We start from the raw sequence: 15,369 nt of genomic DNA on the forward strand, positions 1-15,369 counted from the left end.
TTCCCTTCTGGCGCTTGTGGTCATTCCGTCCTTGCGTATCTCCGATCTCGGGTTGGTGGACGTGACCACGTTCGAACTGACCTCTCTTTTTGTGGAGGGCGACCAATGACCCCCGTTTCCAAACAACTCCCGCTCGAAACCCCGAAAGAGGCTGAGCCGCGCTATTTCTCTGATCCGGGCGAAGCCGTGGGTTATCTGCAAAAGCTTTATGCCGATGCAACAAACTTCCTTCAGGCCCGGTTTTCCGAGGTCATTGCCTCGGGTCAGCCTGACCGCCGCTACCGTGCCTTCTATCCCGAGATCAGGATTACAACGACCAGCTATGGCCATGTCGACAGCCGCCTGTCCTTTGGCCATGTCGCGGAACCGGGCACCTATGCCACCACGGTCACGCGGCCTGATCTGTTCCAGTATTACCTGACCCAACAGATCAAACTGCTGATCGACAATCACGGCGTGCCGGTCTGCGTCTGCGCCTCGCAAACCCCGATCCCGGTGCATTTCGCGGTGCTGAACGATGCCGATCTGCAAGTCCCGCATGACGGGGCCATGGCCTTCCCGCTGCGCGACGTCTTTGACGTGCCAGATCTTGGCACCACCAATGACGACATCGTCAACGGCTACGGTTTCAAGAACGAGGATGGGTCGGGCGCGCTGGCCCCGTTCACCGCGCAGCGGGTGGATTACTCGCTGGCGCGGCTGTCGCATTACACGGCCACGGGGCCGGAGCATTTCCAGAACCACGTTCTGTTCACCAACTACCAGTTCTACGTTGAGGAGTTCGTAGCTTACGGCCGGCAGATGCTGGCGGATGAGGCCAGTGGCTACACCGCGCTAGTTGGGCCGGGGAATGACGTGATTACCTCGCCCGATCAGCAGTTGAACACGCCCGCCAAGCTGCCGCAGATGCCGACCTATCACCTGAAACGAAAGGGCGGGGGCGGCATCACGCTGGTCAATATCGGCGTCGGCCCGTCAAACGCCAAAACGGCGACTGACCATATCGCCGTTCTGCGCCCGCATGTGTGGCTGATGGTGGGCCATTGCGCGGGTCTGCGGAATTCCCAAAGCCTTGGAGATTTCGTACTTGCCCACGCATACCTGCGCGAAGATCACGTGTTAGACGACGACCTGCCGGTCTGGGTGCCCATCCCAGCCCTGGCCGAGGTTCAGATTGCGCTGGAAGGTGCTGTGGCGGATGTGGCCGAGGTGTCTGGCTATGAGCTGAAGAAGATCATGCGGACCGGCACTGTCGCCACCATCGACAACCGCAACTGGGAACTGCGCGATCAGTCTGGTCCGGTGCATCGTCTGTCCCAGTCCCGCGCCATTGCGCTGGACATGGAAAGCGCCACCATCGCGGCCAACGGGTTCCGGTTTCGGGTGCCCTATGGCACGTTGCTTTGCGTATCGGACAAGCCCCTGCATGGCGAACTGAAGCTGCCCGGCATGGCCAGCGCCTTCTACAAAACGCAGGTTTCGCGGCATTTGCTGATCGGAATCCGGGCCATGGAAACCCTGCGGGAAATGCCGCTGGAACGCCTCCACAGCCGGAAATTGCGCAGTTTCGAGGAGACAGCCTTCCTGTGACGCCGGGGAAAACGCCTCAAAATGCGTGTTTTTTGAGGAAATGGCACACTAGTCATTGTGTGTGCCTACAATATTCGGGTAGCTTTCCCGCAACGAGCCCCATGGGTTCGGGCAGTTAAGGAGAACAGAACATGGCACAAAAGCCCATGACCAAGACCCAGCTTGTTGCGGCTCTCGCCGAAGAGATGGGCAGCGACAAGAAAGCCGCTTCCGCCGCACTCGACGCCGTAACGGCCGTTGTGTCCAAAGAAGTCGCCGCTGGCGGCGCCGTGACCCTTCCGGGCATCGGCAAAGTGTATTGCCGTGAGCGCCCCGAGCGTATGGTGCGTAACCCCGCAACGGGTGAGCAGATCAAGAAAGAAGCCGACAAGGTGGTCAAAGTGACCATTGCGAAGGCCCTGAAGGACAGCGTGAACGGCTAATCGCCGGACCGATCCGACAGTATCAGGGTCGCCCACTGGGCGACCCTTTTCATTTGGCGCAGCGCCTCAGGCCGTTGCCGCCATCAGCTCTGCATCGTAGGCCACAGCGCGTTTCATCGCCGGCCGGTTCGCACAGCGGGAAACCCAACCCTGAATATCCGGGTTTTCGGGCATCACCTGTGGCAGCGTGCTGAAGGTCGAGGCGATGATCAGATCAGCGACCGTATAGTCATCACCCATCAGATAGGGCTGCCCGTGCAGAGCCACGGCCAGCCGGTCGATGGCTTCAGGCAGACCGCGAAAGGTGGTGGCCAGTACCGGGTGGTCCATCTCGCACAGCGTGAAAACAATCACCGGCTCCAGCACGCCGCTATACCATGCCAGCCAGCTTAGAAATGTGCCGCGATCCGGTGCGCCAACAGGGCCGGCCAATCCGGCCTCTGGCGCCAGTTCGGCCAGATAGAGCGCGATGGCCGTTGATTCCCGGATCATCGCACCGTCATGGACCAACAGAGGCACCTTGCCTTCTGGATGCGGGTTCTTCGGGTCGCGCCCGCCGCCGCCATCCATGCGCGGGACGGTAACTGGTTCGATGTGAACCCTGTCCTGTAAGCCCAGTTCGTCGATCAGGGCGACGATCCGCGACGAGCGGCTGAAAGGGGCGTGATAAAGAGTCAGCACGGGATTGATCCTTCTTGTGTTGAGTTGCCGTGTGATCTCTCTATGCTCCCCCTATCCTGTCAGATTCCGTCAGGAGCGTTATGCCCCGCACCGACCGACTGTTCCGCCTGCTGCATCTGTTGCGCAGTCTGCCCGCGCCCGTCACCGCCGCGCGGCTGGCAGAGGAAACCGGCGTATCCGAACGCACGCTTTATCGTGATATCGACAGCCTGCGCGCGGCGGGTGCGCTGATTGATGGTGAGGCGGGCTATGGCTACCGCCTGACGGAAGACCCCGCCGTCCCACCACAGATGTTTGACCGGCACGAGGTAGAGGCGCTGGTTCTGGGCCTGTCAGAGGTCAGCGCGACCGGCGACAGTGCCTTGGCCGAAGCGGCGGACCGGGCTTTGTCCAAGATCACGGCCCGCCTGCCGCAGCGCGTGGCGCAACAGGCGGCCCATGCGGTCAGCATGGTCTACAGGTTCCGCCCCTCTGCTCGCGCGTCGGACCTGCTGGAACCGTTGCGCCAGGCGTCCTGGCAGGAACGCGCCGTCGATATCACCTATCGCGACCGGCTGGGGGCCCTTACGAAACGACGGATCTGGCCCCTTTCGGTGATCTTTCTGGAACAGCGCCAGTTCGTACTTGCATGGTGTTGCCTGCGGCAGGGATTTCGCAAATTCGACCCCGAACAGATCGAAGCTCTGACACACACAAACGACTCCTTCCGCCCGAACCGGGTGCCACTGCTGCGCGACTACGTTGACCAGTTGCGGAATGGGGGCTGACCTTTCCAGCGCCGCAGGCTATGGCGGTTAACAGGGCAAGAAACGGAGACAGAGGATGGATCTGCGCGCAATCGCCATGGGGCTGGCTTTCGCTCTTATCTGGTCCTCGGCCTTTTCGTCCGCGCGCATCATCGTGGCCGCCGCCCCGCCGATTGCCTCGCTGGCCCTGCGCTTTGCCATTTCCGGTGCGGTGGGCGTGATCCTCGCCCGCATGTTCGGCCAGAACTGGAACCTCAGCCGCGCGCAATGGCGGTCAGTCATCATCTTCGGCATCTGCCAAAACGCGCTCTATCTGGGCCTTAACTTCGTGGCGATGCAGTGGATCGAGGCATCGCTGGCCGCCATCATCGCTTCGTCCATGCCGCTCATTGTGGCCGCCGCAAACTGGGTGATCTTCCGCGAAAAACTGCCCGTTATGGGTGTCCTCGGCCTTATGGCAGGGTTCGGAGGTGTTGCCCTGATCATGACGCAGCGCCTTGGCGGCGGCGTCGATCCGCTTGGCGTCACGCTCTGCCTGATCGGGGCTGTGGCGCTCGCGGTGGCAACACTCACCGTGCGCGGCGCGTCCTCTGCGGGAAGCGGTGGGGTTCTGATGATCGTAGGGTTACAGATGCTGGTCGGGTCCGCCGTGCTGCTGCCCTTCGCGCTCATCTTCGAAACGCTGGAGGTGCAATGGTCATGGCAATTACTGGCGGCCTTCACCTACACCGTCTTCGCCCCCGGCCTGCTGGCCACCTGGATCTGGTTCCTGCTGGTGCAACGCATCGGGGCCACGCGTGGCGCGACCTTCCACTTCCTCAACCCGTTCTTCGGCGTGGCCATCGCGGCGGCGATCCTTGGCGAACGCTTGGGCTGGGTCGACATTCTCGGCGTTACGATTATCGCGGCGGGTATCCTTGCGGTGCAGCTGGCCCGCGCGGCGCGCTGACGTCACTGTGATGCCCGCTCACGCAGGCGTCAGATGACATTACAGCGCGTCCGCGCCAGAAAAGGCGCATGTTAGAGCTTCTCTTTGCCTATGGCGCGGGTCTACTGACCCTGATCAACCCCTGCGTTCTGCCGGTGCTGCCAATCGTGTTGGCGGGATCCTTGCAGGCCAGCCGCTTTGGCCCGCTGGCCCTGGCCGGGGGGATGAGCCTGTCTTTCGTTGCGCTCGGCCTGACCGTCGCGCTGGCCGGACGGGCTGTGGGGATTGATGAGCAGACTGTCGGGCAGGCGGGCGCGGTTCTGATGATCGCCTTTGGCCTTGTGCTTCTGATCCCCCGCTTTTCCGCCGCCTTCGCCACTGCAACGGCGGGCGTGTCATCCGGCGCGGATAGCCAGATGATGGCGCTTAACGGTCGCGAAGGCTGGCAGGGACAGGCCATTGGCGGCGCGTTGCTTGGCGCGGTCTGGTCGCCTTGTGTCGGGCCCACCCTGGGCGGAGCCATCGCACTGGCCAGCGCCGGTGAACAGATCGGCCGCGCGGCTGCGATCATGGTGTTCTTCGCGTTTGGCGTGTCCACCATCATCCTGGCGTTGGGCTACGGCGCGCGGTCCTTCTTTCAACGCCGCCGGGCGCTGATGCAGGCGATTGCCGAACGATCCCGCCCGCTGCTTGGCGGCATCTTCATCCTTGTCGGCACGGCGATCCTGCTGCGCTGGCACCATGTCATAGAAAACTGGCTGCTCGATGTCTTGCCCTATTGGCTGCAAGATCTCTCAGTGGCCCTGTAAGGGAGATACCCGATGAACCGACGCGAATTGATGATCATGGGCGGGGCCGCGCTGTTGCTGGCGGGCCGTGCGGGCGCCACGAATATCGACTACACCCCGGGCCTCGTACAGCAGCGCCTTGCCGCTGGCGAAACGCTGTTTGTAGATTTCTTCGCGCCATGGTGCTCGACCTGCCGCACCCAGGAACGCCATGTCGAGGCGCTACGAACCGAGAACCCGGCCTATGATGCAGCGATGACCTTCATTCGTGTGGATTGGGACACCTATGGCCGTGGCGAGCTGGCCCAAAGCCTGCAAATCCCGCGCCGGTCTACGCTGGTTGTCTTGCGCGGAGAGCAGGAACTAGGCCGCATCGTAGCGGGAACCAGCCGGTCTGCAATTCAATCTCTGATGGATTTGGGGCTTAGCTGACCGGGGATCAAACCTCGGATGGGTCGTTGGTCGATGTCACGGCGACATTGTCCACGCCCCAGCTTTCATCGGCAACGTTCTGGTTCAAAGTTGATCCGAATCCGACGGTCATCGACGGGCCCGGATCGGTTACTTCCACGCGCACGGAGAAGCTCTGATCCACCCAGGATGAGCTGTAACCGATATGCCCACGGTCCCCCGATGGTTCGATCGTGACACTATAGTTCCCGTCTGATGTGGTCCAACTGTCTGTCACCCCGTCAGATTGCCACGAAAAGCTATGCGAACTGATTGGGTTGCCGTCCACGAACATGATGAACTCTTCATTGTCCCAGCTGTCGATGGCATGCAGGTCAAACTCGATCACTGCCGTGTCATACCCAGACATCAGGTCATAGGTCCGGGTCACAATCTCGGCCCCACCGCTGCCGCCATAGGGCCCAAGCAGCCCGCCATAAGCCGGATCCGAATCGTCGGTTACACCCCCAAACCAAAAGCCAGCGCCGTTCTCGAAATCATCGAAGTAGCTCTGTCGTGCAAAGGTGGTATTCACGATTTCGCCTCGCAGGGCGGCGTCGATGTCAGCGGCCAGGTTCTCGACCCCGGCGGAAGTGGAATTCAGCACTGCAATTCCAACACCCACCACGCCAGAACACAGCACCACGTAGTCCGTGGTCACTGCACCGGATTCCGACAGGATGAACGTTTTCAGCATGAGCCAAGCTCCGAGGACATCGCGTGAGCATCACAGCTATCAACGGAGAATGGAGAAATTAGGGGAAAATTTAGCCGATTTGCCCGCGGTTTGCCCCAATCTGGCCACGATGCAGCAGAACATGATCCAGCAGAACGCAAGCCGCCATCGCCTCGGCCACCGGTACAGCGCGGATTCCCACGCAAGGATCATGGCGACCTTTTGTAATAATATCAGTCTCTTCGCCGGATTTTGTTATGGTCTTTCGGGTGGTCAGAATAGACGAGGTCGGCTTGACCGAGAACCGCACAACCACATCCTGCCCGGTGGATATCCCACCCAGAATCCCACCCGCATGGTTCGAGCTATAGACCGGCCCGTCAGGCCCCATGCGAATCTCATCCGCATTGTCGCTGCCGGTCAGGCTGGCGGCGTTCATTCCTTCGCCGATCTCGACGCCCTTCACGGCGTTGATCGACATCATCGCGGCGGCCAGATCCGTGTCCAGTTTGCCATAGATCGGCGCGCCCAATCCCGCAGGCATCCCGCGCACGGTTACCTCGATAATCGCACCAACGCTGTCGCCAGACTTGCGCAGCCCGTCCAGATACTCGGCCCAGTCCGCCGCTGCCTGCGCGTCCGGTACCCAGAATGGATTGCGTTCGATCTCATCCCAGTCGAACCGGCCGCGATCAATCCCATGCGGGCCCATCTGCACCATGTACCCCGTGATAGACAGCCCCGGCACCAGCTGCTTCAGCGCCTCGCGTGCCACGCCGCCCGCAGCCACCCGCGCCGCCGTTTCGCGCGCACTGGACCGCCCGCCACCGCGATAGTCGCGGATGCCGTATTTCTGCCAATAGGTGATGTCGGCATGTCCGGGCCGGAACTTCTCGGCGATATCGCCATAATCCTTCGACCGTTGATCGGTGTTGCGGATCATCAACTGAATGGGCGTGCCCGTGCTGACGCCCTCAAAAACGCCGGACAGGATCTCCACCCGATCGGGCTCACGCCGCTGCGTGGTGTATTTGTTCTGCCCCGGTTTGCGCTTGTCCAGCCAGTGCTGCAACGCATCGGCCTCGATCGGCACACCCGGAGGGCAGCCATCCACCGTCGCACCAAGCGCGGGCCCATGGCTCTCGCCCCAGGTGGTAACTCGAAAAAGATGGCCAAAGCTGTTCATGGACATGGGGGCGCTCCGTTTTCCTGCCCCCGGTTAGCGTGCCAAGCCCCGGAATCCAAGGCTCATATGGCCCCTACAGCCCATAGGCCCGCTCCAACACGGTCAACGCCACGCTGATCATGGCCTCGTCCTCAAGCCCGGCCAGGTCCCGCGCCGCATCGGCTCCGTTGATCCCCATAAGGATCGGCTCGCCGAAAACGTCCGCCAGATTAAGCCACTGGTTGAATTGCCCGCGCGGCAATCCCGTATCAGCGGTCACAATCCAGCTCGGGTCCCCTTCCCAGAACGGCGCATCGAACCGCAGGTAGAGCTTGTCCAGCAAACCCATCCCCAAAGCGCCTATGGCCTCTCGTTTGCGCTGGGGCAGGGGGGGGACGAAACTGATCACGCCCTGCTGCAAAACCCCCAACGGCACCGTCAGCACAACCGCATCATGCCGCGCTTCCGTTCCATCGGCAAAGCCAAGCCGGACATCTCCGTCCAGCGTGACACGCCGCAGATCATGGCCCGTCAAAAGTGCATACTCCCCGGCCAGTTCCGGCAAGAGCAGGTCATAGCCTTCACGCAGAACCGCCTCTGGCCCACCGTAATCACCTGGTGCCAGAAATGCCGCAAGATTGATCTCAGCGCGCTGTGCGCCCGCGTTGTGCTGAACGGAAATGACTTCCTCAAGCCAGTCTGGCACCTCCTCAGGCGCCAACAATGCGCCATCCCGCATCCGAACGACGCTGTCATCGCCTGTCTCGATCAGCTCAACACCCGCCTCATCGGCCAGATCCACAAGCGGATTGCCCTCCAGCCCGTGAATCCAGCTCGCACCCATGTCCAGGGGTACCCCAAGGCTCCGGTCAGTCCAGAGACGGCCGCCGATCCGGTCTCGCGCCTCGTAAGCTGTTACGTCATAGCCTTCGTCAGCAAGCCATTGGGCTGTGCGCAACCCGGAAATGCCGGCCCCGACGACCGCGATGTCTTCGTGATCCTCTTCCTCTAGGGCCGCCACCGCGTGCTCCGCCGATTCATAGGCCGCGTGCACGGTACTGCTGTACTCGGGATTTGCCGCCTCGCCTGCGAAAAAGATGCGCGCCGCCACCGGCTCCGCCAAAGTCCGATTCGCAGCCCGGTACACCCCGCGCGGTGTGTAGGAATAGGATCCGTAGCTGAACCGGTCCCGGCTCCAGTTCGTGCGCAGATAGCCTGTCAGTCTCACACCGCTTGCCATCCCGCGATTCACCGGCAGAAAGGCCCCGCACATCCCCGCTGCCAATCCTGTCAATACGCTGCGCCGCTGCATGACCTCTTTTCCTCCAATGCCACCCATGCATGGTGCGCCAGCACGGTATGTCCAGCAATCCCGCTTCTTCATCCTGGCGGGAAACAGCTCCGCCGGGGGCATCCTGACCCAGACAACCGTACCACCCTCCGACCCGATGCGCCGACCGTCCACATTCTTCCGTGGCAACGCGGACCGACGAGGCCTCCGGCGAAAGCCGGGGGTTGAGGAGGGCCGCCCCCGGGTCGACGCGCAATGCGCGGCGAAACCGCGTTCCCTTATACGCGGGTGGTGTACGGGGGGTGCCCCCTTCTTTCTACGGGAATCCCTTGCCGCCGGGCGCGATCTGCGCTACCTGCACCCTTACCTCGGGGTGGCCCTAAAAGGGCCTGAGATGCACCACGCGAACCCGTTGAACCTGAACCGGTTAGGACCGGCGGAGGGAAGGTTAAGCGGGCACATCCCGCCACTTCTCCACCGCCCGTCGCGAAATGGAGACTGTGACTATGAAAACACCCATCATCGCCACGGGATTTGCCCTTCTTGCCAGCACGGCAATGGCGCAAGATTCCGCATTGATTGTATATACTTACGACAGCTTCGTGTCCGATTGGGGCCCCGGCCCGGCGATCGAAGCGGCCTTTGAGGAAACCTGCGATTGTGACCTGCAATTCGTCGGTGCAGGCGATGGCGCGGCGCTTCTGGCGCGGCTTTTTCTTGAGGGCGCCCAGACAGGCGCGGATGTCGTTCTCGGCCTTGACACCAACCTCATCGCCGCGGCCCGAGAGATGGATCTCATCGCGCCGCACGGCCTCACAGCCGACGCCCTCACCATGCCAATATCTTGGGACGATCCCCAATTCCTCCCCTATGACTGGGGGTACTTCGCCTTCGTTCACGGAACCGATCTGGAAAATTCCCCGTCGAATTTCCGCGAGCTAGCCGATAGCGATCTACGCATCGTGATCCAGGATCCCCGGTCCTCCACTCCAGGTCTCGGGCTGTTGATGTGGGTGAAAGCCGCCTATGGCGATGAGGCCGCAAGCATCTGGGAAGGGCTGGCCGACAACATTGTCACCGTCACGCCAGGCTGGTCCGAAGCCTATGGGCTCTATCTGGAAGGTGAGGCCGATATGGTGCTCTCCTACACCACCTCGCCCGCCTATCACCTGATCGCGGAAGAGGATGACAGCCACACCGTCGCGGCTTTTGAAGAGGGCCATTACATGCAGGTGGAGGTTGCTGGAATCATCAATATTTCCAATGAGATGGAGCTTGCGCACCAGTTCATGGAGTTCATGATCTCTCCGGCCTTCCAGCAGATCATTCCCACGACTAACTGGATGTATCCCGCTGCCCTTCCTGCCGAGGATTTGCCCGAAGGGTTCGAGACGCTCGTTGTCCCAGAGACGGCCCTGTTGCTCAGCCCTGAGGTATCGCAGGATCTGCGGGATCAGGCGCTGGCCGAATGGCAAGCCGCGCTCAGCCAATAAGCGCGGTTCAGGGGGCGGGCGTTGCGATTGCCGCGCTCGTCCTGCTGGCCGTTCTGGGACCGCTAGGCGCGGTTCTGTGGCGGGCCGAGTCCATCTCGGGGCTTGGTCCCGCCGATCTGTCCGCCATCCGCTTCACCATCTGGCAAGCGGGCCTGTCGGCGCTGTTCAGTGTCGCGCTGGCGATCCCTGTCGCGCGCGCCCTGGCCCGGCGCCGGTTCCCCGGGCGCACAGCGCTGATCGCGCTTATGGGCGCACCCTTTATCCTGCCGGTAATCGTCGCTGTCTTTGGCCTGATTTCCATCTTTGGGCGGCAGGGCATCCTGAACGAAGGACTGGCGGCGCTCGGCTTGCCTGGCCTTGAAATCTACGGTGCCCACGGGGTCATTCTGGCCCATGTGTTTTTCAACCTTCCCCTTGCAGTGCGGCTGTTCCTGCAAGGTTGGCTGGCGATTCCGGCTGAACGGTTCCGGTTGGCCGCGACACTGGGCTTCAGCCCCCGCGATATCGCCAGACACATGGAATGGCCGATGCTGAGGCAGGTAGCGCCAGGGGCGTTGTTGGTGATCTTCCTGATCTGCACCACCTCTTTCGCGGTGGCCCTGATCCTTGGCGGCGGACCGCGCGCCACGACGGTCGAGCTCGCGATATATCAGGCTTTCCGATATGAGTTTGACCTCGGTCGCGCTGCGATGCTGGGGCTGGTTCAGGTTGCGATCTGCGTGGTGGCGGGGCTTATGGTGCTGCGCGTTGCGGTGCCTGCGGCCATGGGCACGGGGCTTGACCGGCCATTGGAACGTTTTGACCGGCAAAGCGCTGTGCAGAGGGCGGGCGACTGGCTAGCCATTGCGCTTGCCGCTCTGTTCCTGATGTTGCCGATTCTGGCCGTTCTGGTGCGTGGGATCGGCGGTGTGCTGACTTTGCCCGGTTCGGTCTGGGTCGCGGCTGAGCGGTCTGTCTTGCTGTCACTTGCCACGGCCGCGTTGGCGGTTCTTGCGGCTTTGCCCATGGCCATGTTGATCGCACGAGGGCGGGCGAGGGGGTTGCTGGAAACCATAGGTGCCTTGTCGATCGCCGTGTCGCCCCTGGTGATTGGCACCGGGATTTTCCTGATCCTGCGGCCATACGTGAACCCGTCCAGTTCCGCCCTGCCGGTTACCGGCTTGGTCAACGCATTGGCGGCGCTACCTTTCCTGCTGCGTGCCCTTGTGCCTGCTATTCAAGCGGCCGAGGCGGGCTATGGCCCCTTAGCGGATTCGCTTGGGATGACGGGCTGGCAGCGTTTGCGCCACGTACTGTTGCCACGAATTCGCAGGCCGCTTGGGTTCGGGGCGGGGCTGGCGGCGGCGATGTCGATGGGGGATCTTGGCGTCATCACATTGTTTGCGGCGCCGCAGGAGGGAACGCTGCCGTTGGAAATGCTCCGCCTCAGGGGGGCGTATCGCACGGATGATGCGGAAGCGGCGGCGCTGGTGTTGCTGGTGCTAAGCCTTGCACTTTTCTGGATCTTTGACCGCGGAGGGCGGGTGAATGCTGCGACTTGAAAGCGTTTTGCTTGGGTTCGAGGGGTTTACCCTGGCTGCAGATCTGTCGGTTCCCAGGGGAGCACGGCTGGCGGTTCTTGGTCCATCAGGTGGGGGCAAGACGACAATGCTTAGCGCCATCGCGGGCTTTCTGCGGCCCGATGCGGGGCGCATTCTGATGGATGGGCAGGAAGTGACGGATTGGCCGGTGCAGGACCGGCCCCTGTCGATCCTGTTTCAGGAGGGCAACCTGTTTCCGCATCTGACAGCGTTCGACAATGTTGCGCTTGGGGTAAAGCCGAGCCTGAAGCTGGACGAGGAAGACCGCGCCAATGTAGCCCGTGCGCTGGATCAGGTCGGTCTTAAAGACAAGGGCGACCGCAAGCCCGGCGACCTGTCCGGAGGCCAACGGTCGCGTGTGGCTTTGGCGCGGATGTTGCTTCGGCGCAAGCCGTTGGCATTGCTGGACGAACCCTTTGCGGCGCTAGACCCGGGCCTAAAGCGAGAGATGCTGGCATTGGTGGGTGATCTTTGTACGGCAGAAGATCTGACCTTGGTGATGGTCAGCCACGATCTGCGTGATGCGGAACGGTTGTGTACCGATTTGTGCCTGCTCGAAGACGGCTCCATCACGCTAAGCGGGGCGTTGCACCCCATGCTGGCCGATCCTCCCGCACCGCTGATCCCCTGGTTGTAACAAAAAACGCGCCCCAAAGGGCGCGTTTCTTAGGTCGTTTGCTGATGGATCAGCTTTCCTTGGCGGCCCGCTTCACCGGCGCCCAGATGCGCTTGTTGGTGAGGTAGAGCATCGTCGACAGCACCAGCAGCAGGATAACGGCCGTAAAGCCCATCCGCTTGCGCGCCATCATCTCTGGTTCTGCGGCCCACATCAGGAAGGCGGCGACATCTTCGGCCATGTGGTGCACGTCGTTGGCGTGACCGTCGTTGAATTCCACCTGCCCGTCATAGAGCGGCGGCGCCATCGAGAGCAGGCCACCGGGGAAGACGTCGTTGCCATAAAGGAACGTACCAGCCATTTCTTCGTCATGGCCGTTATAGCCGGTGAGAAGCGCAGCAATGTATTCCGGGCCACCGATGCCATTGACCAGCGAGTTCAGCCCGGTGCCCCACGGGCCGTGGAAGCCAAGGCGTGCCTTTGCCATCAGGCTGAGATCGGGTGCGCCGGCTGCGGTGTTTTCCGGGAAGTTGTCGTTCGGAGTAGCAGTACGGTAGTCGCGCAGGTCTTCGTCCCAGACTTCGATGAAGTTCTGTTCGATATAGGCGCGCACCTGATCCGGTGGGATGCCGGGGCCGTCTTCGTCTGACAGGCTCCGGATCGGGACATAACGCAGGCCGTGGCAGGCCGCGCAGACTTCGGTGTAAACCTGAAGGCCGCGCTGCAGCTGGTTCTGGTCATAGGTGCCGAAGGGCCCGTCGAAGGAGAAGCGGATGTTCTCCACGTGACCGCCTTCGCCAGCCGCCAGCGCCGGGGTGCCAGCCAGAGCAACGGCAGTCAGCGCGGTGAGTGCAAGTTTCCTGAACATGTTATTCAGTCCTTTTCTTTTACTCGGCCGGGGTCGCGGCGTTGTCGCCGTTGGACCCGGACTTGCCGTAGTGCTCTTTGAAGTCTTCCTCGATGGTCGCGGGCTGCGGCAGCGGCTTCTCGAAGATGCCAAGCAGCGGCAGGATCACCAGGAAGTAGGCGAACCAGTAGGCCGACCCGATCAGGGCGATGTAGGGATAGATCCCTTCCGCCGGGCGGGCGCCAACCCACATCAACACCATGAAGTCGACGACCAGCAGGGCGAACCACCACTTGAACATCGGACGATAGCGACCGGAGCGCACCGACGATGTATCGAGCCACGGAACGATGGCCATCACGGCGATTGCGCCGAACATCGCGATCACACCGAAGAACTTGGCGTCGATGATGCCACCGGTCAGCCAGCTGGCCGCGATCACGACCCAAACATCGCCGTCGAAGGCACGCAGGATCGCGTAGAAGGGCAGGAAGTACCATTCCGGAACGATGTGTGCAGGCGTCGCCAGGGCGTTGGCTTCGATGTAGTTGTCAGGGTGGCCAAGCAGGTTCGGCATGAAGCCGACAACCACGAAGAAACCAACCAAGACAACGGCCAGAGCAAAGACGTCCTTGATCACGAAATACGGCCAGAAGGGCAGCGTGTCGGCGTCTGCTTCCTTGCGCGAGGAACGGCGCACTTCAACACCCGTGGGGTTGTTGTTGCCGGTGTGGTGGAAGGCCCAGATATGGACAACCACAAGGCCCGCAATCACGAAGGGCAGCAGATAGTGCAGCGACAGGAAGCGGTTCAGCGTGGCGTTGTCCACTGCGGGTCCGCCAAGAAGCCAGGTCTGGATCGAGTCGCCGATAAAAGGGATCGCGCCGAAGAGGCCGGTGATCACCGTGGCGCCCCAGAACGACATCTGACCCCAGGGCAGAACATAGCCCATGAAGGCGGTGCCCATCATCATCAGGTAGATCAGCATCCCGATGATCCACGTCACTTCGCGCGGGGCTTTGTAAGAGCCGTAGTAAAGACCGCGGAAGATATGCAGATATACGGCAATGAAGAATAGCGAAGCGCCGTTCATGTGGATGTAACGGATGGCCCAGCCACCGTTCACGTTGCGCATGATGTGCTCGACCGAGGCGAAGGCCAGATCGACATGCGGGGTGTAGTGCATCACCAGGATGATGCCGGTGACGATCTGCAGAACAAGGCAGAAGGCCAGAACGATGCCCCAGATCCACATCCAGTTAAGGTTCTTGGGTGTGGGGATCATCAGGGTGTCATAGAGCAGGCCGACGATGGGAAGGCGGCGGTGCAGCCACTTTTCCGCGTTGGATTTCGGCTCGTAATGGTCGTGGGGAATGCCGGACATGTCTCGCTCCCTTAACCCAGAAGGATGGTGGTTTCGTCGACGAACGCCGCATTGGGAACCCAGAGGTTCTCAGGTGCGGGTCCGCGGCGGATACGGCCGGCGGTGTCATAGTGCGAACCATGGCAGGGGCAGAACCAGCCATTGAAATCGCCGGCACCGTCGCCAAGCGGCACACAGCCCAGGTGGGTGCAAACACCCCACATGACCAGCCATTCACCGCTGTTCTCACCAGAGAAATCGGCGAGTGTACGGTTGTCATCGGTGGCAAGGGCGGCATCGCCGATGTTCGGGTTGCGCGCATTGTCGTCAACCAGCTCGGAAAGCTCGACCGCGTTGGCTTCTGCAATCTCTTCTTCCGTGCGGCGACGGATAAAGATCGGCTTGCCAAGAAACAGCACGGTCAGCTGCGTGCCGGGGGCAAGGTCGGCCACGTCAACGCGCTTGGTCGAAGCGGCTTGAACGTCAGCGGACGGGTTCATCTGGTTAATCAGCGGCCAGACGGCAGCACCGGTCGCCACTGCACCCACGCCACCAGTGGCGTAGTACAGAAAGTCGCGGCGGGTGCTGGGATGATCTTCTGCGTGTGACACCGAAAGCGTCTCCCTCATCAGCGGCCCATGTCCCCGGGCCAAAAATCCTAGCGAGGCCGCGGGCGTAGCGCAGCCATTGTTGCGCCTTCTACAAGCGCAAGGGGCGCGGCGTCCAGCGGACA

17 protein-coding genes and 1 riboswitch are annotated in these 15,369 nt (G+C 61.8%); of the genes, 10 read left to right on the plus strand and 7 right to left on the minus strand.

Annotated elements, in window-relative coordinates; genetic code table 11:
• The 3 genes from ACROHD_RS20795 to ACROHD_RS16330 all read left to right on the plus strand — a co-directional run.
• Nucleotides 1-109, plus strand: a 109-nt coding sequence (locus ACROHD_RS20795; protein WP_490166578.1) for an adenine deaminase C-terminal domain-containing protein, incomplete at its 5' end; no start/stop codon positions are given.
• A complete protein-coding gene (locus ACROHD_RS16325) occupies nt 106-1,590 on the plus strand; it encodes an AMP nucleosidase (RefSeq protein WP_432679389.1) in 1,485 nt (494 codons plus the stop codon). The genes ACROHD_RS20795 and ACROHD_RS16325, both read left to right, overlap by 4 nt.
• A gap of 131 nt (nt 1,591-1,721) precedes the next feature.
• On the plus strand, nt 1,722-2,012 hold the full coding sequence (locus ACROHD_RS16330) for an HU family DNA-binding protein (protein ID WP_071691181.1): 291 nt from the start codon (nt 1,722-1,724) through the stop codon (nt 2,010-2,012).
• Between the two features lie 66 nt (nt 2,013-2,078).
• Here ACROHD_RS16330 and ACROHD_RS16335 read toward each other — a convergent pair whose 3' ends face one another.
• Entirely contained in the window at nt 2,079-2,693 is a 615-nt protein-coding gene (locus ACROHD_RS16335) for a glutathione S-transferase family protein (RefSeq protein ID WP_432679391.1), read from the minus strand.
• Between the two features lie 80 nt (nt 2,694-2,773).
• Between ACROHD_RS16335 and ACROHD_RS16340 the strand changes: the two genes are divergently transcribed.
• The 4 genes from ACROHD_RS16340 to ACROHD_RS16355 all read left to right on the plus strand — a co-directional run bounded on the left by ACROHD_RS16340 (nt 2,774) and on the right by ACROHD_RS16355 (nt 5,587).
• Nucleotides 2,774-3,460 (plus strand): helix-turn-helix transcriptional regulator, encoded by a 687-nt coding sequence (locus ACROHD_RS16340; protein WP_432679393.1) that lies wholly within the window; start codon nt 2,774-2,776, stop codon nt 3,458-3,460.
• Nucleotides 3,461-3,515: 55 nt separating this feature from the next.
• Nucleotides 3,516-4,388 (plus strand): DMT family transporter, encoded by an 873-nt coding sequence (locus ACROHD_RS16345; RefSeq protein WP_432679395.1) that lies wholly within the window; start codon nt 3,516-3,518, stop codon nt 4,386-4,388.
• Between the two features lie 68 nt (nt 4,389-4,456).
• A complete protein-coding gene (locus tag ACROHD_RS16350) occupies nt 4,457-5,176 on the plus strand; it encodes a cytochrome c biogenesis CcdA family protein (RefSeq protein ID WP_432679397.1) in 720 nt (239 codons plus the stop codon).
• 12 nt (nt 5,177-5,188) lie between these two features.
• Nucleotides 5,189-5,587, plus strand: coding sequence for a thioredoxin family protein (locus ACROHD_RS16355; protein ID WP_432679399.1), 399 nt, complete (start codon nt 5,189-5,191; stop codon nt 5,585-5,587).
• A gap of 7 nt (nt 5,588-5,594) precedes the next feature.
• Here the strand turns inward: ACROHD_RS16355 and ACROHD_RS16360 are convergent, their stop codons facing one another.
• From ACROHD_RS16360 to ACROHD_RS16370, 3 genes are all read right to left on the minus strand, one after another.
• A complete protein-coding gene (locus ACROHD_RS16360) occupies nt 5,595-6,302 on the minus strand; it encodes a hypothetical protein (RefSeq protein ID WP_432679401.1) in 708 nt (235 codons plus the stop codon).
• A gap of 70 nt (nt 6,303-6,372) precedes the next feature.
• A complete protein-coding gene (aroC, locus tag ACROHD_RS16365; RefSeq protein ID WP_432679403.1) occupies nt 6,373-7,473 on the minus strand; it encodes a chorismate synthase in 1,101 nt (366 codons plus the stop codon).
• Nucleotides 7,474-7,540: 67 nt separating this feature from the next.
• Nucleotides 7,541-8,758, minus strand: a complete 1,218-nt coding sequence (locus ACROHD_RS16370; RefSeq protein WP_432679405.1) for a flavin monoamine oxidase family protein — start codon at nt 8,756-8,758, stop codon at nt 7,541-7,543.
• 338 nt (nt 8,759-9,096) lie between these two features.
• Nucleotides 9,097-9,199: riboswitch (TPP riboswitch) on the plus strand.
• A gap of 44 nt (nt 9,200-9,243) precedes the next feature.
• Between ACROHD_RS16370 and thiB the strand changes: the two genes are divergently transcribed.
• From thiB to ACROHD_RS16385, 3 genes are read left to right on the plus strand one after another with little or no spacing between them, the layout of a single operon-like run.
• Nucleotides 9,244-10,230: a thiamine ABC transporter substrate binding subunit gene (gene thiB / locus ACROHD_RS16375; RefSeq protein ID WP_432679407.1), complete on the plus strand. Its 987-nt coding sequence runs from the start codon at nt 9,244-9,246 to the stop codon at nt 10,228-10,230.
• The gene (locus ACROHD_RS16380; protein WP_432679409.1) at nt 10,206-11,771 is read left to right on the plus strand and encodes a thiamine/thiamine pyrophosphate ABC transporter permease ThiP; all 1,566 of its coding nucleotides are present in this window, start codon (nt 10,206-10,208) and stop codon (nt 11,769-11,771) included. The genes thiB and ACROHD_RS16380 overlap by 25 nt, the downstream gene beginning before the upstream one ends.
• Nucleotides 11,758-12,447, plus strand: a complete 690-nt coding sequence (locus tag ACROHD_RS16385; RefSeq protein ID WP_432679411.1) for a thiamine ABC transporter ATP-binding protein — start codon at nt 11,758-11,760, stop codon at nt 12,445-12,447. Before ACROHD_RS16380 ends, ACROHD_RS16385 begins: the two co-directional genes overlap by 14 nt.
• A 49-nt stretch (nt 12,448-12,496) precedes the next feature.
• Here the strand turns inward: ACROHD_RS16385 and ACROHD_RS16390 are convergent, their stop codons facing one another.
• From ACROHD_RS16390 to petA, 3 genes are read right to left on the minus strand one after another with little or no spacing between them, the layout of a single operon-like run.
• On the minus strand, nt 12,497-13,294 hold the full coding sequence (locus tag ACROHD_RS16390; RefSeq protein ID WP_432679413.1) for a cytochrome c1: 798 nt from the start codon (nt 13,292-13,294) through the stop codon (nt 12,497-12,499).
• 19 nt (nt 13,295-13,313) lie between these two features.
• Entirely contained in the window at nt 13,314-14,657 is a 1,344-nt protein-coding gene (locus ACROHD_RS16395; RefSeq protein ID WP_432679415.1) for a cytochrome b, read from the minus strand.
• Between the two features lie 11 nt (nt 14,658-14,668).
• A complete protein-coding gene (petA, locus tag ACROHD_RS16400; protein WP_432679417.1) occupies nt 14,669-15,247 on the minus strand; it encodes a ubiquinol-cytochrome c reductase iron-sulfur subunit in 579 nt (192 codons plus the stop codon).
• Between the last annotated feature and the right edge of the window lie 122 nt (nt 15,248-15,369).

The organism is Nioella aestuarii (assembly GCF_050896395.1).
Classification (GTDB): Bacteria; Pseudomonadota; Alphaproteobacteria; order Rhodobacterales; family Rhodobacteraceae; genus Nioella; species Nioella aestuarii.